This is a genomic window from Streptomyces sp. NPDC051738, from assembly GCF_044453205.1.
Taxonomy (GTDB): Bacteria; Actinomycetota; Actinomycetes; order Streptomycetales; family Streptomycetaceae; genus Streptomyces.
Genome location: NZ_JBITCM010000008.1, coordinates 176565 through 195448 on the forward strand (window position 1 = coordinate 176565; position 18884 = coordinate 195448).

Annotated in this window: 21 protein-coding genes and 5 tRNA genes; 19 read left to right on the forward strand and 7 right to left on the reverse strand. The window is 69.8% G+C overall.

What is annotated here, in order from left to right:
• Nucleotides 1-36 precede the first annotated feature (36 nt).
• The 8 genes from ACIA8X_RS20555 (at nt 37) to ACIA8X_RS20590 (ending at nt 3693) form a co-directional block, all read left to right on the forward strand.
• A complete protein-coding gene (locus ACIA8X_RS20555) occupies nt 37-822 on the forward strand; it encodes a fumarylacetoacetate hydrolase family protein (protein ID WP_393450684.1) in 786 nt (261 codons plus the stop codon).
• Entirely contained in the window at nt 815-2299 is a 1485-nt protein-coding gene (gene gltX / locus ACIA8X_RS20560) for a glutamate--tRNA ligase (protein WP_393450681.1), read from the forward strand. Before ACIA8X_RS20555 ends, gltX begins: the two co-directional genes overlap by 8 nt.
• 106 nt (nt 2300-2405) lie before the next feature.
• On the forward strand, nt 2406-3137 hold the full coding sequence (locus tag ACIA8X_RS20565) for an HAD family hydrolase (protein ID WP_393450678.1): 732 nt from the start codon (nt 2406-2408) through the stop codon (nt 3135-3137).
• 92 nt (nt 3138-3229) lie between these two features.
• A tRNA-Gln gene (locus ACIA8X_RS20570) sits at nt 3230-3301 on the forward strand.
• Nucleotides 3302-3322: 21 nt separating this feature from the next.
• Nucleotides 3323-3395 (forward strand) — tRNA-Glu (locus ACIA8X_RS20575).
• A 29-nt stretch (nt 3396-3424) separates the two neighbouring features.
• Nucleotides 3425-3497, forward strand: a tRNA-Glu gene (locus ACIA8X_RS20580).
• A 20-nt stretch (nt 3498-3517) separates the two neighbouring features.
• Nucleotides 3518-3589 (forward strand) — tRNA-Gln (locus tag ACIA8X_RS20585).
• A gap of 28 nt (nt 3590-3617) precedes the next feature.
• Nucleotides 3618-3693 (forward strand) — tRNA-Glu (locus ACIA8X_RS20590).
• A 50-nt stretch (nt 3694-3743) separates the two neighbouring features.
• Here the strand turns inward: ACIA8X_RS20590 and ACIA8X_RS20595 are convergent.
• Nucleotides 3744-4391, reverse strand: coding sequence for a MerR family transcriptional regulator (locus tag ACIA8X_RS20595; RefSeq protein WP_393450675.1), 648 nt, complete (start codon nt 4389-4391; stop codon nt 3744-3746).
• 89 nt (nt 4392-4480) lie between these two features.
• On the opposite strand from ACIA8X_RS20595, the gene ACIA8X_RS20600 reads away from it, so the two are divergent.
• Nucleotides 4481-4984 (forward strand): DUF4188 domain-containing protein, encoded by a 504-nt coding sequence (locus ACIA8X_RS20600; RefSeq protein WP_393450672.1) that lies wholly within the window; start codon nt 4481-4483, stop codon nt 4982-4984.
• A 158-nt stretch (nt 4985-5142) separates the two neighbouring features.
• Here ACIA8X_RS20600 and ndgR read toward each other — a convergent pair whose 3' ends face one another.
• Nucleotides 5143-5859 (reverse strand): IclR family transcriptional regulator NdgR, encoded by a 717-nt coding sequence (gene ndgR / locus ACIA8X_RS20605; RefSeq protein ID WP_093910054.1) that lies wholly within the window; start codon nt 5857-5859, stop codon nt 5143-5145.
• Between the two features lie 202 nt (nt 5860-6061).
• Here ndgR and leuC point away from each other — a divergent pair, with 202 nt between their 5' ends.
• The 4 genes from leuC to ACIA8X_RS20625 all read left to right on the forward strand — a co-directional run bounded on the left by leuC (nt 6062) and on the right by ACIA8X_RS20625 (nt 9364).
• The gene (gene leuC, locus ACIA8X_RS20610) at nt 6062-7486 is read left to right on the forward strand and encodes a 3-isopropylmalate dehydratase large subunit (protein WP_393450669.1); all 1425 of its coding nucleotides are present in this window, start codon (nt 6062-6064) and stop codon (nt 7484-7486) included.
• 5 nt (nt 7487-7491) lie between these two features.
• Nucleotides 7492-8085: a 3-isopropylmalate dehydratase small subunit gene (gene leuD / locus ACIA8X_RS20615; RefSeq protein WP_093910056.1), complete on the forward strand. Its 594-nt coding sequence runs from the start codon at nt 7492-7494 to the stop codon at nt 8083-8085.
• A gap of 266 nt (nt 8086-8351) precedes the next feature.
• Nucleotides 8352-8582 (forward strand): hypothetical protein, encoded by a 231-nt coding sequence (locus ACIA8X_RS20620; protein WP_093910159.1) that lies wholly within the window; start codon nt 8352-8354, stop codon nt 8580-8582.
• A gap of 137 nt (nt 8583-8719) precedes the next feature.
• The gene (locus ACIA8X_RS20625; RefSeq protein WP_093910057.1) at nt 8720-9364 is read left to right on the forward strand and encodes an HU family DNA-binding protein; all 645 of its coding nucleotides are present in this window, start codon (nt 8720-8722) and stop codon (nt 9362-9364) included.
• A 76-nt stretch (nt 9365-9440) separates the two neighbouring features.
• On the opposite strand, the gene ACIA8X_RS20630 is transcribed toward ACIA8X_RS20625, so the two are convergent.
• Together ACIA8X_RS20630 and cofC are read right to left on the reverse strand one after the other, a co-directional pair.
• The gene (locus ACIA8X_RS20630; RefSeq protein WP_393450665.1) at nt 9441-9644 is read right to left on the reverse strand and encodes a hypothetical protein; all 204 of its coding nucleotides are present in this window, start codon (nt 9642-9644) and stop codon (nt 9441-9443) included.
• A gap of 136 nt (nt 9645-9780) precedes the next feature.
• On the reverse strand, nt 9781-10419 hold the full coding sequence (gene cofC, locus ACIA8X_RS20635) for a 2-phospho-L-lactate guanylyltransferase (RefSeq protein WP_399458840.1): 639 nt from the start codon (nt 10417-10419) through the stop codon (nt 9781-9783).
• Between the two features lie 169 nt (nt 10420-10588).
• On the opposite strand from cofC, the gene ACIA8X_RS20640 reads away from it, so the two are divergent.
• From ACIA8X_RS20640 to ACIA8X_RS20650, 3 genes are read left to right on the forward strand one after another with little or no spacing between them, the layout of a single operon-like run.
• Nucleotides 10589-11377, forward strand: coding sequence for a lysophospholipid acyltransferase family protein (locus ACIA8X_RS20640; RefSeq protein WP_393450659.1), 789 nt, complete (start codon nt 10589-10591; stop codon nt 11375-11377).
• On the forward strand, nt 11374-12384 hold the full coding sequence (locus ACIA8X_RS20645) for an NAD(P)H-dependent glycerol-3-phosphate dehydrogenase (RefSeq protein ID WP_393450656.1): 1011 nt from the start codon (nt 11374-11376) through the stop codon (nt 12382-12384). The genes ACIA8X_RS20640 and ACIA8X_RS20645 overlap by 4 nt, the downstream gene beginning before the upstream one ends.
• Before the next feature lie 59 nt (nt 12385-12443).
• A complete protein-coding gene (locus tag ACIA8X_RS20650; RefSeq protein WP_393450653.1) occupies nt 12444-13601 on the forward strand; it encodes a D-alanine--D-alanine ligase family protein in 1158 nt (385 codons plus the stop codon).
• Nucleotides 13602-13643: 42 nt separating this feature from the next.
• On the opposite strand, the gene ACIA8X_RS20655 is transcribed toward ACIA8X_RS20650, so the two are convergent.
• Together ACIA8X_RS20655 and ACIA8X_RS20660 are read right to left on the reverse strand one after the other, a co-directional pair.
• Nucleotides 13644-14168 carry a DUF3515 domain-containing protein gene (locus ACIA8X_RS20655; protein ID WP_393450650.1) on the reverse strand — a complete coding sequence of 175 codons (525 nt, stop codon included), beginning with the start codon at nt 14166-14168 and terminating at the stop codon, nt 13644-13646.
• 19 nt (nt 14169-14187) lie between these two features.
• Complete coding sequence (locus ACIA8X_RS20660; protein ID WP_003997603.1) at nt 14188-14421, reverse strand: Lrp/AsnC family transcriptional regulator; 234 nt, start codon at nt 14419-14421, stop codon at nt 14188-14190.
• A gap of 206 nt (nt 14422-14627) precedes the next feature.
• Here ACIA8X_RS20660 and ACIA8X_RS20665 point away from each other — a divergent pair, with 206 nt between their 5' ends.
• Both ACIA8X_RS20665 and thiD read left to right on the forward strand, forming a co-directional pair.
• Nucleotides 14628-15596 carry a thiamine-phosphate kinase gene (locus ACIA8X_RS20665; RefSeq protein WP_126395335.1) on the forward strand — a complete coding sequence of 323 codons (969 nt, stop codon included), beginning with the start codon at nt 14628-14630 and terminating at the stop codon, nt 15594-15596.
• Nucleotides 15593-16384 (forward strand): bifunctional hydroxymethylpyrimidine kinase/phosphomethylpyrimidine kinase, encoded by a 792-nt coding sequence (thiD, locus tag ACIA8X_RS20670; RefSeq protein ID WP_393450645.1) that lies wholly within the window; start codon nt 15593-15595, stop codon nt 16382-16384. The genes ACIA8X_RS20665 and thiD overlap by 4 nt, the downstream gene beginning before the upstream one ends.
• Nucleotides 16385-16478: 94 nt before the next feature.
• Here the strand turns inward: thiD and rpmB are convergent, their stop codons facing one another.
• Nucleotides 16479-16664: a 50S ribosomal protein L28 gene (rpmB, locus tag ACIA8X_RS20675; protein ID WP_266685057.1), complete on the reverse strand. Its 186-nt coding sequence runs from the start codon at nt 16662-16664 to the stop codon at nt 16479-16481.
• 462 nt (nt 16665-17126) lie between these two features.
• On the opposite strand from rpmB, the gene ACIA8X_RS20680 reads away from it, so the two are divergent.
• Complete coding sequence (locus ACIA8X_RS20680; RefSeq protein WP_399458842.1) at nt 17127-18878, forward strand: DAK2 domain-containing protein; 1752 nt, start codon at nt 17127-17129, stop codon at nt 18876-18878.
• Nucleotides 18879-18884: the final 6 nt, after the last annotated feature.

An 18884-nucleotide genomic window follows, 5' to 3' on the forward strand; every position in this document is an offset into this window, starting at 1 on the left:
ACTCCAGCCGGCTCAAGTGAGGGGCGCCAGGATCCCGTGCGCATCGCCAGATTCTCCATCGACGGGAACGTCGCCTTCGGCGCGGTCGAGGGCGACAAGCCGGACGAGCTCGTCCTCGACATCATCAAGGGCATCCCGTTCGCGGACTTCGAGCTCTCCGGTACCAAGGTCCCGCTGGCCAAGGTCAGGCTGCTGCCGCCGGTACTCCCCAACAAGGTCGTGGCCTTCGGCCGCAACTACGCCGAGCACGCCCGCGAACTCGGCAACGAGGTGCCCGACGCCCCGTTCGCCTTCTTCAAGCCGTCCACCGCGGTGATCGGCCCCGGCGACGAGATCCAGTACCCGTCCTTCACCGAGGACCTCCACCACGAGGCCGAACTGGCCGTGGTCATCGGCCGTATGTGCCGCGAGGTCCCGCGCGAGCGCGTCAAGGACGTGATCTTCGGCTTCACGTGCGCCAACGACATCACCGCCCGTGACGTCCAGAAGCGCGAGAAGCAGTGGGCCCGGGCCAAGGGCTTCGACACCTCCTGCCCGCTGGGCCCCTGGGTGGAGACCGACCTGGACGTCGAGACCGCGTCCGACCTGACGATCCAGCTCACGGTCAACGGCGAACAGCGTCAGCTCGGCCGCACCAGCGAGATGATCCACTCCATCGAGGACCTGATCGTCAACATCTCCGAGGCCATGACGCTGCTCCCCGGCGACGTGATCCTCACGGGCACCCCGGCAGGCGTCGGGCCGCTCACCGTCGGCGACGAGGTCGCCGTCACCATCGAAGGCATCGGCACTCTCACCAACAAGGTTGTCAAGCGTGGCTAGCGCACCCGGCACTCCCGTTCGCGTCCGTTTCTGTCCCTCGCCCACCGGTAACCCCCATGTGGGCCTGGTCCGCACCGCCCTGTTCAACTGGGCGTTCGCCCGGCACCACCAGGGCACTCTGGTCTTCCGCATCGAGGACACCGACGCGGCCCGCGACTCGGAGGAGTCGTACAACCAGTTGCTCGACGCGATGCGCTGGCTGGGCTTCGACTGGGACGAGGGCCCCGAGGTGGGCGGCCCGCACGCGCCGTACCGCCAGTCGCAGCGCATGGACCTCTACAAGGACGTCGCGGCCAAGCTCCTGGACGGCGGCCACGCCTACCACTGCTACTGCTCCCAGGACGAGCTGGACACCCGCCGCGAGGCCGCCCGCGCCGCCGGCAAGCCCTCCGGCTACGACGGCCACTGCCGCGAGCTGACCGAGGCGCAGGTCGAGGAGTACAAGGCGCAGGGCCGCGAGCCGATCGTCCGCTTCCGCATGCCCGACGAGACGATCACCTTCACGGACCTGGTCCGCGGCGAGCTGACGTTCACGCCGGAGAACGTGCCCGACTACGGCATCGTCCGCGCGAACGGCGCCCCGCTGTACACCCTCGTCAACCCGGTCGACGACGCCCTGATGGAGATCACCCACGTCCTGCGCGGCGAGGACCTGCTCTCCTCGACGCCCCGTCAGATCGCCCTGTACAAGGCGCTGATGGAGCTGGGAATCGCCAAGCAGATCCCGTCCTTCGGCCACCTGCCGTACGTGATGGGCGAGGGCAACAAGAAGCTCTCCAAGCGCGACCCGCAGTCGTCGCTGAACCTCTACCGCGAGCGCGGCTTCCTGCCGGAGGGCCTGCTCAACTACCTCTCCCTGCTCGGCTGGTCGCTCTCCGCCGACCAGGACATCTTCACGACGGACGAGATGGTCGCGGCCTTCGACATCGCCGACGTGCAGCCCAACCCGGCCCGCTTCGACCTGAAGAAGTGCGAGTCGATCAACGGCGACCACATCCGCCTGCTCGAGGTGAAGGACTTCACCGAGCGCTGCGCCCCCTGGCTGACGGCCCCGTTCGCCCCCTGGGCACCGGAGGACTTCGACGAGGCCAAGTGGCACGCGATCGCCCCGCACGCCCAGACGCGCCTGAAGGTCCTCTCCGAGATCACGGACAACGTCGACTTCCTCTTCCTCGCCGAGCCGGTCTTCGACGAGCCGTCCTGGACGAAGGCCATGAAGGAGGGCTCGGACGCCCTCCTGCGCACCGCCCGCGAGAAGCTGGACGCGGCCGACTGGACCTCTCCGGACTCCCTGAAGGAGGCCGTCCTGGCCGCCGGCGAGGCTCACGGCCTCAAGCTCGGCAAGGCCCAGGCCCCGGTCCGCGTCGCCGTCACCGGCCGCACGGTCGGCCTGCCGCTCTTCGAGTCCCTGGAGGTCCTGGGCAAGGAGAAGACCCTGGCCCGGATCGACGCGGCACTGGCGAAGCTCGCCGCATAGCCCGTTCGCATGGAGGGCGGCGTCCGGTTCGGGCGCCGCCCTTCGTGTGTCCACGACGACGGCCAACTGACGGACGGACTCCCGCCCTCCGGGTTACCGTCGGATCATGAGCATTCGGGCCGTGGTCTGGGACGTCGACGACACCCTCTTCGATTACACCGGTGCGGACCGCGCCGGAATGCGCCTGCATCTGGCGGCCGAGGGGCTGCTGGCCGCGTACGACAGCGTCGAGCAGGCCATCGCGGGCTGGCGGCAGATCACCGACGTGCAGTGGGCGCGGTTCTCGGCGGGCGAGGTGTCCTTCGAGGGGCAGCGCCGGGACCGCGTACGGGCGTTCCTGGGCGAGGAACTGAGCGACGCCGAGGCCGACGCCTGGTTCCGGCGCTACATCGCGCACTACGAGACCGTATGGGCCCTCTTCCCGGACGTCCTGCCGGTCCTGGACGCCCTCGCCGCCAGCCACCGGCACGCGGTGCTGTCCAACTCCAGCATCCACGTCCAGGACCACAAGCTGCGTGTGCTCGGCGTGCACGACCGCTTCGAGGCGATCCTGTGCGCGGCCGAGCTGGGCGTCTCCAAGCCGGAGGCCGGCGCCTTCCACGCAGCCTGCGCCGCTCTGGAGCTCGCCCCGCACCAGGTCGCGTATGTCGGCGATCACCCGGAGATCGACGGGCGCGGTGCCGCGGAGGCCGGGCTGCTGTCCGTGTGGATCGACCGTGACGGCGTGTACACCAGCGCCGATGCCCCCGGCGGGCCGCACCGGATCGCCTCCCTGGGCGAACTCCCCGCGCTCCTCGGCGCGGATACCCGTTTTGGAGCCCCGTCCACCTTCAGGTAATGTTCTTCCTGCGCCGCCGGGGAGCGGGCCGAAAGGCCGGAAACCTGGAGGAGCAAACTAGAACAAGATCCCCTCAGGGGCTTGCGTTCCAGTGGCCTATGGTGTAATTGGCAGCACGACTGATTCTGGTTCAGTTAGTCTTGGTTCGAGTCCAGGTAGGCCAGCTCGCAGAGCTCATCTGCAAAGCCCCCGTTGTGTAGCGGCCTAGCACGCTGCCCTCTCAAGGCAGTAGCGCCGGTTCGAATCCGGTCGGGGGTACTGGTTCCGATCTTCTCGGGATCGCTAGGGCCCCCGTTGTGTAGCGGCCTAGCACGCCGCCCTCTCAAGGCGGTAGCGCCGGTTCGAATCCGGTCGGGGGTACGAACTGGTCTAAACCACATTGGTCTATGGTGTAATTGGCAGCACGACTGATTCTGGTTCAGTTAGTCTTGGTTCGAGTCCAGGTAGACCAGCTCGGACCTGCGGAAACGCAGAGTCCACGCCCCCGTTGTGTAGCGGCCTAGCACGCCGCCCTCTCAAGGCGGTAGCGCCGGTTCGAATCCGGTCGGGGGTACCACATGAAGGCCCTTCGCTTCGGCGGAGGGCCTTCGTCGTGCCCGGCGTCGGCTACTCCTCGAAGCCGTACCGCCGCGTCGACTCCTCTTCCTGGGCCAGCCGGTGCAGCGCCTGCAGCACCGGCTCGTTGAGGATCGCCCCCAGGATCGCGAACTCGACCCGCTCCGCCTCCGTCGGGTACGTCTCCATGTTGTCCAGGTCGAGTACGGCCGTCCGATGCATCAACTCGGCGTACGGCGCGAGCAGTTCGGCCCCGAAGCCGTAGCCGAGCCGGCGGAACGCGGCCACCGCCACCACCAGTGAGCGGTACGCGGGGGAGATGCTCGTGAGCTGCTTGGCGTTCTCCCAGCCGAGCTGGTCCAGGAGTGCGGCGACCTCCTGGTGCGCGGCCTGGACGTACTCGTCCTCCTCGTCCGGCTCCGGCACCTGCGGCAGCGCCCACATCGCGGCGCCGAGGCGGACCGCGCGGGGCAGGGACTCGTCGTCCGCGTGCCCCAGCACCTCCCTGACCGTCGCTACCGGCACCCGGCTGACCTGGATCATCGCGCGGATCAGCCGCAGCCGGCGCAGATGCTCCTCGTCGTACTCGGATGTCGTCGTGTTGATCTGGCGGCCGGGCGCCAACAGCCCTTCGCGCAGGTAGTACTTGATCGTCGCGGTGGACACCCCGCTGCGCTCGCTCAGTTCGGCCAGCCGCATCTGTTGCGCCCCTTCTTGGTGAGTGCCACTATCCAAGCACCACTCGCAAGGATAGTGCCGCTATCCGACAGGGGAATCGAGGGCTCGTCATGTTCGCCAAGCCGGTACCGGGTCGCACCACCGCGGACGCCGAGGGCGATGTGGTCGTCCTGCTCATAGGCATGCGCATCAACCACTTCTGGGCCGTGCATCACTGGCTGCCGGTGGCTGTGGCCATGCCGCGGATGCTGCGCGAGCTGGGGAAGGCGCCCGAGCGCGGTCTGCTCGGCCATGTCCTGCTGACGGCCTCGCCGCGGACCTTCTACGTCGTCCAGTACTGGGAGTCGAAGGAGAAGCTGTACGCGTACGCGCATGCGTCGGGTCTGCTTCACCGCCGGGCCTGGGCGATCTTCAACCGCAAGGAGAAGGCGGGGAAGGTCCGGCAGCACGTGGGGATGTGGCACGAGGCGTACGTCGTGCCGGAGGGGTCGTACGAGTCGATCTACTCGGACATGCCGGCGTTCGGGCTCGCGGCGGCGCATGGGCAGGTGCCGGTCGCTGCGCGCGGGCGGTACGCGAAGGATCGGTTCGCTCATCGGTCCGGGGCGATGTGAGCGCCTGAGCGGAGGGGTGGTGCGCTTTTGGGGCGGCTGCGGGTTCGTCTGTGGTTGCTCGCGCAGTTCCCCGCGCCCCCGAGGGGCGTCGTCCGCACCGTTGGGAAAGAGTTGCCGCGGCGTTGAGGCTGCTCTTTCCCTACGGCGATCTCGCGTTGTCAGCCGGTTCGGCGCAGGGCCTCTGACAGGCGGGCTGCCGCGTCGATGACCGCCTGGGCGTGCATGCGGCCCGGGTGGCGGGTCAGGCGCTCGATGGGGCCCGAGACCGAGACGGCGGCCACCACGCGGTTCGACGGGCCGCGGACGGGTGCGGAGACGGACGCGACGCCCGGCTCGCGCTCGCCGATCGACTGGGCCCAGCCCCGGCGTCGTACGCCCGAGAGCGCGGTGGCCGTGAAGCGGGCGCCCTGCAGGCCCCGGTGCAGGCGCTCCGGCTCCTCCCAGGCCATGAGGATCTGCGCCGAGGAGCCCGCCTTCATCGTGAGCGTCGAGCCGACCGGGACCGTGTCCCGAAGGCCGGACAGGCGTTCCGCCGCGGCGACGCAGATGCGCATGTCGCCTTGGCGGCGGTAGAGCTGTGCGCTCTCGCCGGTGATGTCACGGAGGTGGGTGAGGACCGGGCCCGCCGTGGCGAGGAGACGATCCTCACCGGCCGCCGCGGCCAGTTCCGCAAGTCGAGGGCCGAGAATGAAACGGCCCTGCATGTCACGCGCCACCATGCGGTGGTGTTCCAGAGCCACGGCCAGCCGGTGGGCCGTGGGTCGTGCCAGTCCGGTGGCCGAGACGAGCCCTGCGAGGGTGGCCGGACCGGACTCCAGGGCGCTCAGGACAAGGGCTGCCTTGTCCAGAACGCCGACGCCGCTACTGTTGTCCATGAAACGATACTCGCGTCTCACTCTGTGAAACGCAAGTTCAATTTTCCGTGGAACGCGCCACTCTGGAAGAACGAAGGCAGAGCGGCCCGCGGACCAGCGCGGGCCCGGCGGCGGACGCCCGGTAGCAGGGGCGCGGGTGGTGGCCGCCTTCTCAAGATCTCTAGTTGGGCCGGTGGACCGTAGACCGGCCGAAGGGAAAGCGATGGGTAGGACACTCGCGGAGAAGGTCTGGGACGACCACGTCGTCCGGCGCGCCGAGGGCGAGCCCGACCTCCTCTTCATCGATCTGCACCTGCTGCACGAGGTGACCAGCCCGCAGGCCTTCGACGGCCTCCGTAAGAGCGGTCGCCAGGTGCGCCGGCTCGACCTGACCATCGCCACCGAGGATCACAACACCCCGACCCTCGACATCGACAAACCCATCGCGGACCCGGTCTCCCGTGTCCAGCTGGAGACGCTGCGCAAGAACGCCGCCGAGTTCGGCGTGCGGCTGCACCCGCTGGGCGACGTCGAGCAGGGCGTCGTGCACGTCGTCGGCCCGCAGCTGGGTCTGACCCAGCCCGGCATGACCGTGGTCTGCGGTGACTCCCACACCTCCACGCACGGCGCCTTCGGCGGTCTGGCGTTCGGCATCGGCACCTCCCAGGTGGAGCACGTGCTGGCCACCCAGACGCTGCCGCTGGTCCGCCCGAAGACCATGGCCATCACGGTCAACGGTGAGCTGCCCGACGGCGTCACCGCCAAGGACCTGATCTTGGCGATCATCGCCAAGATCGGTACGGGCGGCGGCCAGGGCTATGTCCTGGAGTACCGCGGCTCCGCCATCGAGAAGCTCTCGATGGAGGCCCGCATGACCATCTGCAACATGTCGATCGAGGCCGGCGCCCGCGCGGGCATGATCGCCCCCGACGAGACCACCTTCGAATACCTCAAGGGCCGTCCGCACGCGCCCAAGGACGAGGACTGGGACGCGGCAGTCGCGTACTGGAAGACGCTGAAGACGGACGAGGACGCCGAGTTCGACGCCGAGGTCGTGATCGAGGCCGCCGAACTGTCGCCGTTCGTCACCTGGGGCACCAACCCGGGCCAGGGCGCGCCGCTTTCGGCGGACGTCCCCGACCCGGCTTCGTACGAAGACGCTTCGGAGCGCCTCGCCGCCGAAAAGGCCCTGGAATACATGGGGTTGGAGGCCGGCCAGCCGCTGCGCTCCATCAAGGTGGACACCGTCTTCGTAGGCTCGTGCACCAACGGCCGCATCGAGGACCTGCGCGCCGCCGCCGAGCTCGTCAAGGGCCGCAAAGTCGCCGACGGCGTACGGATGCTGGTTGTGCCGGGCTCCGCGCGGGTGGGTCTGCAGGCCGTTTCCGAGGGCCTGGACGTCGTCTTCAAGGAGGCCGGCGCCGAATGGCGGCACGCGGGCTGCTCGATGTGTCTGGGCATGAACCCCGACCAGCTGGCCCCGGGTGAGCGCTCCGCGTCCACCTCCAACCGCAACTTCGAGGGCCGGCAGGGCAAGGGCGGTCGTACGCACCTGGTGTCGCCGCAGGTCGCCGCCGCGACCGCCGTGCTGGGCCACCTGGCCTCGCCCGCCGATCTGTCCGACGCCCCTGTGCCCGCTGGAGTCTGAGAGTCATGGAAGCATTCACCAAGCACACCGGTCGGGCCGTCCCGCTGCGCCGCAGCAACGTCGACACCGACCAGATCATCCCTGCTCACTGGCTCAAGAAGGTGACCCGGGACGGGTTCGAGGACGGGCTGTTCGAGGCCTGGCGCAAGGACTCCGAGTTCGTGCTCAACCGGCCCGAGCGCGAAGGCGCCACGGTGCTGGTCGCCGGTCCTGACTTCGGTACGGGTTCGTCGCGTGAGCACGCGGTGTGGGCGCTGCAGAACTACGGCTTCAAGGCCGTCATCTCCTCGCGCTTCGCGGACATCTTCCGCGGCAACTCGCTCAAGAACGGCCTGCTCACGGTGGTTCTGGAGCAGAAGATCGTGGACGCGCTGCAGGAGCTCACCGAGCAGGACCCGCAGGCCGAGATCACGGTCGACCTCGAGGCCCGCGAGGTGCGCGCCGAGGGCATCACCGCCGCCTTCGAGCTGGACGAGAACTCCCGCTGGCGGCTGCTGAACGGCCTCGACGACATCTCGATCACCCTGCAGAACGAGGACGACATCGCCGCCTACGAGGCGAAGCGTCCGTCGTTCAAGCCGCGCACGCTCCAGGGCTGATCCGAAGCCGCCGCGCAAGGCGACTTTCGGACACCGAAACACCCTCCCAGTACCCCCGATCGGCCCCGATCGGGGGTACTGCCATGTCTGCACCCGAACGGCCCCCGCCGTGCCCGGCGCCGAGCTCAACTCCCCACGTTACGAAGGGGGTTGCCGGGGTACGCGAGTACTGTGATCGCGGCTTCCGCAAGTGCCCGGAAGGCCATTTGAGGCCGGAGTTGCACCCCTGGCAGGCGACAACTCGCCCCAGATGGCACAATCTGTGCATGGAACACGACGGCCAACTCGAGCTCTATGCGGCAGTCGCGGACCAACTGAAGGAAGCGCACACAAGAGTGCGCGCACTGCAAGTCCCGGAGGGCGTACGGATGGCGCTGACCCGGAAGCTGCTGGTCATTACGGCCGCGGCCAAGCACGACGTAGCCGAAGCGACAAGGCGTCTGGAGCGGTTCATCGCGGACCTCGACGCGGGGCGATTCCCCGAAGAGGAACGCTGAACACCTTCGAGACCGTCGAGTCTGTTGCGGCACAAGGGTGATTAGCCCGTTTCGTGTTTGATTTGCGGTATATATCTGCCTAACGTGCGAAAAAGCTTGAACACTTTCGTTCTGGCGATGTCTCCGAAGGGGAAGACGTGAACAAGGCGCAGCTCGTAGAAGCGATTGCCGACAAGATGGGCGGCCGTCAGCAGGCCGCCGAGGCTGTCGACCATGTCCTGGACGCCATCGTCCGCGCGGTCGTCGCGGGTGAGCGGGTCTCGGTCACCGGCTTCGGTTCGTTCGAGAAGGTCGACCGCCCGGCCCGTTACGCCCGTAACCCTCAGACGGGCGAGCGGGTTCGGGTCAAGAAGACCTCCGTTCCGCGCTTCCGTGCGGGTCAGGGCTTCAAGGACCTGGTGAGCGGCTCGAAGAAGCTCCCGCGGGGCGGCGAGGTCGCCGTCAAGAAGGCGCCCAAGGGCAGCCTGACCGGTGGTGCCGCGGCGACGGTCAAGAAGGCCGCCGCGAAGAAGACCACCAAGGCGGCCGCGGCGAAGAAGACGACCGCGAAGAAGACGACGGCCAAGAAGACGACGGCCGCGGCGAAGAAGACCACCGCGAAGAAGACGACGGCCAAGAAGACGACGGCCGCCGCCAAGAAGACCACCGCGGCGAAGAAGGCCACCGCCAAGAAGGCGACGGCCAAGAAGGCCCCGGCGAAGAAGGCGACCGCCAAGAAGGCGCCGGCCAAGAAGTCGACGGCGCGCAAGTCCACTGCGAAGAGGACCACGCGCAGCAGGTAGGACCGCGAAAGGGCACTCACGCGCCGGGCCGGACTCCGTTGGGAGTCCGGCCCGCGGCGTTTCGGGGTTCGGTGTCTCAGAAGGTCTGCAGGGTGATCAGTGTGATGCGCAGGGAATCGCCCTTGCCCTCGGTCTCGATGCGTACCCGCTGGCCGGGGCGCAACAGGCGGAGGCCTCCGGCGTTGAACGCGGGGGCGTCGAAGGGGACGGGGGTGCCGTCGTCCAGGAGGACGCTGCCGGAGTGGGATTCGGCGTCGTAGGTGTATGCGGTGGCCTGCATGACGGCCAGCCTAATGTCCGCCGTGGTGCGGGAGCGCGCCGTTGGGGGTTGCGAACGGCTGCCAGGTGCGGGTGCGTCGTGGCTGGTCGCGCAGTTCCCCGCGCCCCTGGCCGTGCGCCCCTTCGGGGCGGCACGGCTATTGGCCCGTGATCAGCAGCCTTGCTGCCATCGCCGCCGTGCGTGGGCCCACGCCCAAGGTCAGCGCTGCCCGTAGATCGTCGCCGGTGTCCACGTCCTGGCGTACGGAATCCACCTCGTCGAGGCACAGTTCCACCGCCCCGGAGCGGCGATGGCGAGCTCGTGAATCCGTGCCGAATGACGGCAGCAATTCATATCCGGGGGCGGCGGACAGCAGAGTCGTGCCGATTGCCGCCGCGTCCGGGAGGAAAGCGCGGGGGAATTCCGCTGCCGAGTCCAGGACGCGGGCCAATTCCAGTGGGCGCAGGGCGGGGAGGTCGGCGTTCAGGGCCGCTACGGGGCTTTCGGGGCGGGACGAGCGTACGATCGCCGCCCCGTGCGCGAGCGCCGCGTTCAGGCCGTCGCCCGGCTCGTCGGGGACGATGTGCGCGCCAAGTGCGCCCAGCTCGCGGCCGGCCAGGGCGTCGTCCGTGACGACTGCCACATCCTTCACGGCCGGGCAGGCCAGCGCCGCGGCCACGGTGTCCTGCGCGAAGGCGAGGGCCAGGCCCAGGCGCAGCCCGTCCGCCGCGGTGTCCGCGAGCCTGCTCTTCGCCCGCGCCAAGGGCTTCAGGGGTACGACCAAGGTCCACTGCACCGGTGTTCCGCCCCTCTCTCGTCGCGGTCATTGTCACTCAGCCGTCACCAGGGGCATCTGGCGGTCGCGGTCGCGAGGCGTACCGTGTTCTCGACAGACCGGCGGCCTGGGGCGACACTTGTGCGGCCCCCCGGCCCGATGTCCTTGATCCCTAGAGGAAGGTGCGCGCGTGCCCCGCCGCAGAATCGGCTTCTGGTACCGCTTCGCCGCGGTGCTCTGCAAACCGCCGTTGGTGGTTCTGATCAAGCGGGACTGGCGTGGAATGGAGCACATTCCGGCCGAGGGTGGATTTATCACCGCGGTGAACCACAATTCGCACATCGATCCCTTCGCTTACGCGCACTTTCAGTACAACACCGGCCGGGTTCCGCGATTCCTGGCGAAGAGCGGGCTTTTCAAGAAGGGATTCGTCGGCGCCGCGATGCGCGGCACCGGGCAGATCCCCGTCTACCGGGAGACGACGGACGCGCTGAGCGCCTTCCGTGCCGCGATCGACGCCGTGGAGCGCGGCGAGTGCGTCGCGTTCTACCCCGAGGGCACCATCACCCGCGACCCCGACCAGTGGCCCATGACCGGCAAGACCGGTGCCGCACGCGTCGCCCTGCAGACCAAGTGCCCGGTGATTCCCGTCGCGCAGTGGGGCGCCAACGAACTGCTGCCGCCGTACGCCAAGAAGCTCAACCTCCGTCCGCGCAAGACCCACCGGGTGCTCGCGGGCCCGCCCGTGGACCTCGCGCGTTTCTACGACAAGGAGATGACCCCGGAGCTGCTGAAGGAGGCGACGGAGGTCATCATGGCCGCCATCACCCGCCACCTGGAGGAGATCCGCGGCGAGAAGGCGCCCGAGGCGCCGTACGACCCGCGCCAGGAGCGCATCGAGCAGCGGCGCAGGACTGCCGCGCAGACCCAGCGGACGCAAGCGCCGAAGGCCGAGCAGGAAGAAGGGCAGGGCACGTGAGCAAGCCCGTCAAGGCGGCGGTCCTGAGCGCCGGTTCGTGGGGCACCGCCTTCGCCATCGTCCTCGCCGACGCGGGGTGCGAGGTCACCCTGTGGGCCCGTCGCGAGGAGATCGCCGAGGCCATCAACTCGACCCGGACGAACCCCGACTACTTCCCCGGCGTCGAGCTCCCGCAAGGCGTGCGGGCGACCACGGACCCGGCCGAGGCCATGGCGGGCGCCGACTTCACGGTGCTGTCCGTCCCCTCCCAGACCCTGCGCGCCAACCTCGCCGAGTGGACGCCGCTGCTCGCGCCGGGCACGGTCCTGGTGTCCCTGATGAAGGGCGTCGAACTCGGCACCACCATGCGGATGAGCGAGGTCATCGAGGACGTCGCCAAGGTCGGCCACGACCGCATCGCCGTGGTCACCGGACCCAACCTCGCGCGTGAGATCGCCGCGCGGATGCCGGCCGCCGCGGTGGTCGCCTGCACCGACGAGGCCGTCGCCCAGAGGCTCCAGGCCGCCTGCCACACGCCGTACTTCCGCCCGTACACCAATACGGACGTGGTGGGTTGCGAACTCGGCGGTGCCGTGAAGAACGTCATCGGTCTCGCCGTCGGCATCGCGGACGGCATGGGCCTCGGCGACAACGCCAAGGGCTCGCTCATCACGCGCGGCCTCGCCGAGACGACCCGGCTCGGGGTCGCGCTGGGCGCCGACCCGCTGACGTTCTCCGGACTCGCGGGCCTGGGCGACCTGGTGGCGACCTGCTCCTCGCCGCTGTCCCGCAACCACACCTTCGGCACCAACCTCGGCAAGGGCATGACCCTGCAGGAGACCATCGCGGTCACAAAGCAGACCGCCGAGGGCGTCAAGTCCTGTGAGTCCGTGCTGGATCTGGCCCGCAGGCACGGCGTCGACATGCCGATCACGGAGACGGTCGTCGGCATCGTGCACGAGGGCAAGCCGCCGGTGGTCGCCCTCAAGGAGCTGATGTCGCGCAGCGCGAAGCCCGAGCGACGCTGAGCGAACGCCACCCTCCGGACGCTGACTCGGCCCCTACGGGCGGGTACGCTCAACGCGATATGAGCACCGAGAACCTCCCCCAGAGCCCTGACCAGCCGCCCCGCAAGCCGCGCGTGGCCGTCGTGTTCGGCGGTCGCAGCTCCGAGCACGGGATCTCCATGGTCACCGCCGGCGCCGTACTGCGCGCCATCGACCGGACGAAGTACGACGTCCTGCCGATCGGCATCACGCAGAGTGGCCGCTGGGTGCTCACCGCCGACGAACCGGAACGCATGGCGATCAGCGAGCGCCGGACGCCCAACGTCGAGCAGCTGGCCGAGTCGAGCGAGGGCGGCGTGGTGCTCCCCGTCGACCCGGCGAACCGCGAAGTCGTCTACACGGAGCCCGGATCGGTGCCCAAGGCCCTCGGTGAGATCGACGTCGTCTTCCCGGTGCTGCACGGGCCCTACGGCGAGGACGGCACCCTCCAGGGCCTGCTGGAGCTCTCCGGGGTGCCGTACGTCGGTTCGGGCGTGCTCGCCTCGGCCGTCGGCCAGGACAAGGAGTACATGAAGCGGGTGTTCACCTCGTTCGGGCTCAAGGTGGGCCCGTACGTGGTGATCCGGCCGCGCGAGTGGGAGCAGGACGAGTCCGGCGCCCGCAAGAAGATCATCGACCTCGCCGGTGACCACGGCTGGCCGCTGTTCGTGAAGCCCGCGCGGGCGGGTTCGTCGATCGGCATCACCAAGGTCGAGGACCTGGCGGGGCTGGACGAGGCGATCGCCGAGGCCCGGCGGCACGACCCGAAGATCCTTGTCGAGGCGGCGCTGCGCGGCCGGGAGATCGAGTGCGGGGTGCTGGAGTTCGAGGACGGCCCGCGTGCCTCCGCACCGGCCGAGATCCCGCCGCCGGACGCCCACGCGTACTACGACTTCGAGGCCAAGTACATCGACTCCACGCCGGGGATCGTGCCGGCGCCGCTCACGCCGGAGCAGACGGCCGACGTGCAGAGCCTGGCCGTGGACGCCTTCGAGGCGGCCTCGTGCGAGGGCCTGGTGCGGGCGGACTTCTTCCTCACCGAGGACGGGGAGTTCGTGATCAACGAGATCAACACGATGCCCGGTTTCACGCCGATCTCGATGTACCCGCAGATGTGGCAGGCGAGCGGGATCAGCTATCCGGACCTGGTGGACCTGCTGATCCAGGCGGCGCTGCGGCGGTCGACCGGGCTCAGGTGACGGCCGTACCGGTCGGACGCGAACCGCGCGGCTGCGTACCGCTCAGTTGCTCACCGTCAAGTCGGCGATCCCTGCGGGGATCGCCTTCTTGATGGCCGGGGCCAGGTCGATCAGCACCGACGAACTGTCCCGGCCCTGCTCCACGCTGACCTCGACATACGCGCGACGGCTCGCGCTCGTGAACCGGTACCCGCCGCCGTCCTGCTTCTCCATCAGCCAATTGACGCCTTCCACGCCACCGGCCACCGCGTTCGGGTCCCGGCCCTCGGCCACCTTGGGGTCGACCATCTTCGGCGGCCTCGCGACACCGCACCGCAGTATGATCGCCGGGTCCCCCCACCCCGCGGTCAGCGCGGACGCGGGAGAGGGGTCCTCACGGCGCTCACCGTCCACCTTGGCCGGCAGTACCTTGTCGAGGTTCTGACACAGCTTCCTGGCCGTCGCGCCAGGGCTGGGAACCGCCGCCGACGCACTGTCGTCTGCTGATGAGCAGCCCGCGGTGGTGATCAGCAGGACGAGCGCGGGCAGCCCGAGGACAGAAATGCGCCGGTGACGGAAAGAGTTCACCGGCCAACAGTAGACGGGGCTACAGATGGACGACCGGGCAGGTCAGGGTGCGGGTGATGCCGTCCACTTGCTGGACTTTGGCGACCACCATGCGACCCAGGTCGTCGACTGTGTCGGCCTGGGCGCGCACGATGACGTCGTAGGGTCCCGTCACGTCCTCGGCCTGGATGACTCCAGGGATCTTGCTGATCGTCTCGGCGACGGTCGACGCCTTGCCGACCTCCGTCTGGATCAGGATGTACGCCTGTACCACGGAACCTCCAGGGCGGCCACGAGGATCATGTGGGGAAAAGGAACGCCACGGTATCGCGTCGCCGCTCGCCGCGGGGAGACCTGCGATGGCCGGGGCTTGCGCGCCGGGGTGCAGGCACGACAGAAGTTGACGTACACCTCGACCGTAGCGAGGACCGAAGTGACGCGCGACCGGGTGCGGACAGGGACAGAAGGGGCGTAAGGGCAATGAAGGGCACTGTTGGTGAGCTCGGCGAGTTCGGGCTCATCAGGGAGCTCACCTCCCGTCTCACCACCACCCCGGCGGTCCGGGTCGGCCCCGGCGACGACGCCGCGGTGGTGGCCGCGCCCGACCGCAGGGTGGTCGCCAGCACCGACATCCTGCTGGAGGGGCGGCACTTCCGCCGCGACTGGTCCACGGCCTACGACGTCGGCCGCAAGGCCGCCGCGCAGAACCTCGCGGACATCGCCGCCATGGGCGCCGTACCGACCGCGCTGCTGCTCGGCCTCGTCGTGCCGGCCGAACTCCCGGTGACCTGGCCGAGCGAGCTGATGGACGGCCTGCGCGACGAGTGCCAGGTCGCGGGTGCCTCGGTGGTCGGCGGGGACGTCGTACGGGGCGACACGATCATGGTGTCGATCACCGCGCTCGGCGATCTGCGCAACCAGGAGCCCGTGACACGGGCGGGCGCGCAGCCCGGCGACCTCGTCGCCGTGACCGGCTGGCTGGGCTGGTCCGCGGCCGGATACGCCGTGCTCTCGCGGGGGTTCCGCTCGCCGCGCGCCTTCGTGGAGGCGCACCGGCGCCCCGAGCCGCCGTATCACGCGGGTCCGGCAGCGGCGGGGCTCGGTGCGACCGCGATGTGCGACGTGAGCGATGGCCTGATCGCCGACCTCGGGCACATCGCCGAGGCCAGCAAGGTCCGGATCGACATCCGCTCGGGCGCGATCGACATCCCGACCCAGATGAACGACATCGGGCAGGCCGTCGGCGTCGACCCCATGCAGTGGGTGCTGACCGGGGGAGAGGACCACGCGATCGTGGCGACCTTCCCGCCGGACGTGAAGCTCCCGGCCCGCTGGAAGGTCATCGGCGAGGTCCTCAACCCCTCGGCGCTGCCCCAGGTCACGGTCGACGGGGCGCCGTGGACCAAGAAGGGCGGCTGGGACCACTTCGGCGGGGACATCGAGTCATGATCCCGCGCGTCCTTACGGTGGCGGGTTCCGACTCCGGCGGCGGTGCGGGCATCCAGGCCGACCTGAAGACGATGCTCGCGCTCGGCGTGCACGGCATGAGCGTGATCACCGCGGTCACGGCCCAGAATTCCCTCGGTGTGCAGGGTGCGTGGCCGCTTCCGGTGGAGGCCGTGCGGGCGCAGTACCGCAGTGTCGTCGACGACATCGGCGTGCAGGCGATCAAGACGGGGATGCTCGCGTCGGCGGAACTCGTCGAGACGGTGGCCGAGTTGATCGGGGGCACGGACGCTCCCGCCGTGGTGGACCCGGTGGGGGTCTCCAAGCACGGGGACTCGCTGCTGGCGGCTTCCGCGCTCGCCTCGGTGCGTACGAAGCTGCTGCCGGTCGCGACCGTGGCGACGCCGAACCTCGACGAGGTGGCGCAACTGACGGGCGTGCTTGTCGAGTCGGAGGAGCAGGTACGCGAGGCCGCGGCGGCCGTGCTGGCGTACGGGCCGCGGTGGGTGCTGATCAAGGGCGGTCATCTGCCCGGGGACGCCGTGGACCTGCTGACGGACGGCTCCGAGGAGCACTGGCTGCGGGCGCCTCGCTACGACAACCGGCACACGCACGGGACGGGCTGCACGCTCGCCTCCGCGATCGCCTCGGGGCTCGCGAAGGGGCTGGCCGTGCCGGAGGCGGTGGCGGCGGCCAAGGAGTACGTCACCGGGGCGATCAAGGCCGGGTTCGCGCTGGGTGCGGGGATCGGGCCGGTGGATCATGGGTGGCGGTTCCGCGAGGGCGCGTAGGCGGCTCGGCTTCGGGCACAGCAAAAAGCCGGTCCACACGAGGTGGACCGGCTTACTGCAGCGAACCAGCAGTGGCCGCGCGCTTAGCTCTGCGTCAGCGCGAGACCTTGCCGGCCTTGATGCACGAGGTGCAAGCGTTCAGGCGCTTCGGCGTCCCGCCGACCACGGTACGCACACGCTGGATGTTCGGGTTCCAGCGGCGGGACGTACGGCGGTGCGAAAACGAGATGTTGTTGCCGAAGCCCGGCCCCTTGCCGCAGACGTCGCAGTTGGCAGCCACGGTCACTCCAAAGACTTCAGATGCACTTACGGATAATCCCGGCTTGCCGGGATCGAGATCTAGGATCAGAGATCTGAGTGGCGTTGCCAGGGGAATGGCCCGATGAGTATCGGGCAACCGGAGCAGCATACAACGACTGCGCCAGCAGTACGAAACTACCATGGCTGCTCAGGGCCCCGCTCCCGGCCCTCTTCGGGTGCACACCGGCCCTCTTCCGGTGCACACCGGCCTTGGGTCTACGCTGCGTGCCACGTTCGGCAGCTCAGGGCCTGTCTTCTGGATCAGGTCGGCTGCAACGAGCGGTGCATCTTGGCTGACCCGAGCGGGGGCTGGTGCGTGCAGCTGCAAGGCGGAGGAGGGAGTCGACGCGGAGCGTCGGCGACCGACGACAACGCCGCAGATGCGCGTGCCAGGCGCCGCGACGCCGAGCTGATCCAGAAGACAGGCCCTAGGGAGGCGCAGGTGGCGCAGGTGCCGCAGACATTCTTCGATGCTCTCGCGGTGCGCACCTGGTGCGGCCTCGCGTTGGAGTCGCTCGGTCGTGCGCGTGAGGAGATCGACGCGATCAACGTCTATCCGGTGGCCGACGGGGACACCGGGACGAACCTCTATCTGACCGTGGAGTCGGCCGTGGCCGCGGTCGAGGCGGTGTTCGCCGGGTACGAGCTGGATGCCGCGCAGCCCGGAGGCCCCCCGCTGGCCGATGCCGTGCGCGCGATGGCGCACGGGGCCCTCATCGGCGCCCGGGGGAACTCCGGGACGATCCTCGCCCAGCTGCTGCGGGGCATGGCGCAGGTGCTCGCCGCCGACGGTGAGTCCGCTCACACCGACGGACAGGGACTGCGGCTGGCGCTACGGCACGCGGCCGACGCCGCCCGGCTGGCGGTCGCCCACCCCGTCGAGGGCACGGTGCTCTCGGTCGCCTCGGCCGCGGCCGACGCCGCCACCGGGGCGGAGGGGGACTGCGGGACGGTCGCGCGGGCGGCGTACGAGGGGGCGCGGGCGGCTCTCGCGGCGACGCCGGGGCAGCTGGCGGTGCTGGAGCGGGCCGGGGTCGTCGACGCGGGCGGGCGGGGGCTGGTGGCGGTGCTCGCGGCGCTGGTGGAGACGTTCACGGGGGAGGCGCCGCGCGCGGTTGCCGTGGAGGCGGTGGTGGCCGCCGTCGTGGCGCACGCGCCGGGCGGCTCAGCGGACCCCGGTGATCTCGGTGACTGTGCCGACGGGGCCGTGGGCCATGAGCAGGGTGGCCATGAGCGGGACCGCCATGGACAGGGCGGTGATGGACAGGGCGGGCCCGCCTTCGAGGTGATCTACCTCCTGGAGGCCGACGACGCGGCCGTGGCGCGGCTCCGGGATCGGCTGGACGCCCTCGGGGACTCGCTCGTCGTGGTCGGCGGTGACGGGCTGTGGAACGTCCATGTGCACGTCGACGACGCCGGGGCCGCAGTGGAAGCCGGCGTCGAGGCCGGGCGGCCGTACCGGATCCGGATCACCCACTTCGGCGTCGGCGACGTGCACACCACCGGCGGTGGGCGGCCGCCCCGGGAGCGGGCTCAGCGTGCCGTGGTCGCCGTCGTGCCCGGTGAGGGACTGGACGGGCTGTACCGAGAGGCGGGTGCGACCACCGTCCTCGCGCGCCCCGGGGAGCCGCCCGCGAGCGGGGAGCTGGTGGAGGCCGTACGGCGTGCCCACGCGCGCGAGGTCGTGCTGCTGCCCAACGACGCCGAGCTGCGCCACACCGCCGCGGCGGCGGCCGAGCAGGCCCGCGCCGAGGGCATCCGGGTCGCGCTGATCCCGACCCGTTCCGCGGTCCAGGGCATCGCGGCGCTCGCCGTGCACGAGCAGGAGCGCCGCTTCGACGAGGACGTCGTGTCGATGACCTCGGCGGCCGGCGCCACGCGCTACGCCGAGGTCGCCGTCGCCGAGCGCCAGTCCTGGACCATGGCCGGCATCTGCCAGGCCGGCGACGTCCTCGGCCTCATCGACGGCGACGTGGCCGTGATCGGCTCGGACGTCACGGACACCGCGGCGACCGTGCTCGACCGCATGCTCGCCGCGGGCGGTGAACTCGTCACCCTCGTCCTCGGCGACGAGGCGCCCGAGGAGATCGCCGAGCACCTGGAGGCACGCGTGCGTGAGTCGTATCTCGCCGTCGACACGGTGGTGTACCGGGGCGGGCGGCAAGGGGCGTTGCTGCTCATCGGCGTGGAGTGAGCGGGG

What these genes read in the sequence shown, in the direction of transcription:
- ACIA8X_RS20600 (WP_393450672.1), top strand. Translation starts at nt 4,481, where the DNA reads ATGTTCGCCAAGCCGGTACCGGGTCGCACCACCGCGGACGCCGAGGGC.
- ACIA8X_RS20565 (WP_393450678.1), top strand. Translation starts at nt 2,406, where the DNA reads ATGAGCATTCGGGCCGTGGTCTGGGACGTCGACGACACCCTCTTCGAT.
- ndgR (WP_093910054.1), bottom strand. Translation starts at nt 5,859, where the DNA reads ATGGACAACAGTAGCGGCGTCGGCGTTCTGGACAAGGCAGCCCTTGTC.
- ACIA8X_RS20630 (WP_393450665.1), bottom strand. Translation starts at nt 9,644, where the DNA reads ATGCAGGCCACCGCATACACCTACGACGCCGAATCCCACTCCGGCAGC.
- ACIA8X_RS20665 (WP_126395335.1), top strand. Translation starts at nt 14,628, where the DNA reads ATGAAGGGCACTGTTGGTGAGCTCGGCGAGTTCGGGCTCATCAGGGAG.
- thiD (WP_393450645.1), top strand. Translation starts at nt 15,593, where the DNA reads ATGATCCCGCGCGTCCTTACGGTGGCGGGTTCCGACTCCGGCGGCGGT.
- ACIA8X_RS20595 (WP_393450675.1), bottom strand. Translation starts at nt 4,391, where the DNA reads ATGCGGCTGGCCGAACTGAGCGAGCGCAGCGGGGTGTCCACCGCGACG.
- leuD (WP_093910056.1), top strand. Translation starts at nt 7,492, where the DNA reads ATGGAAGCATTCACCAAGCACACCGGTCGGGCCGTCCCGCTGCGCCGC.
- leuC (WP_393450669.1), top strand. Translation starts at nt 6,062, where the DNA reads ATGGGTAGGACACTCGCGGAGAAGGTCTGGGACGACCACGTCGTCCGG.
- ACIA8X_RS20620 (WP_093910159.1), top strand. Translation starts at nt 8,352, where the DNA reads ATGGAACACGACGGCCAACTCGAGCTCTATGCGGCAGTCGCGGACCAA.
- ACIA8X_RS20650 (WP_393450653.1), top strand. Translation starts at nt 12,444, where the DNA reads ATGAGCACCGAGAACCTCCCCCAGAGCCCTGACCAGCCGCCCCGCAAG.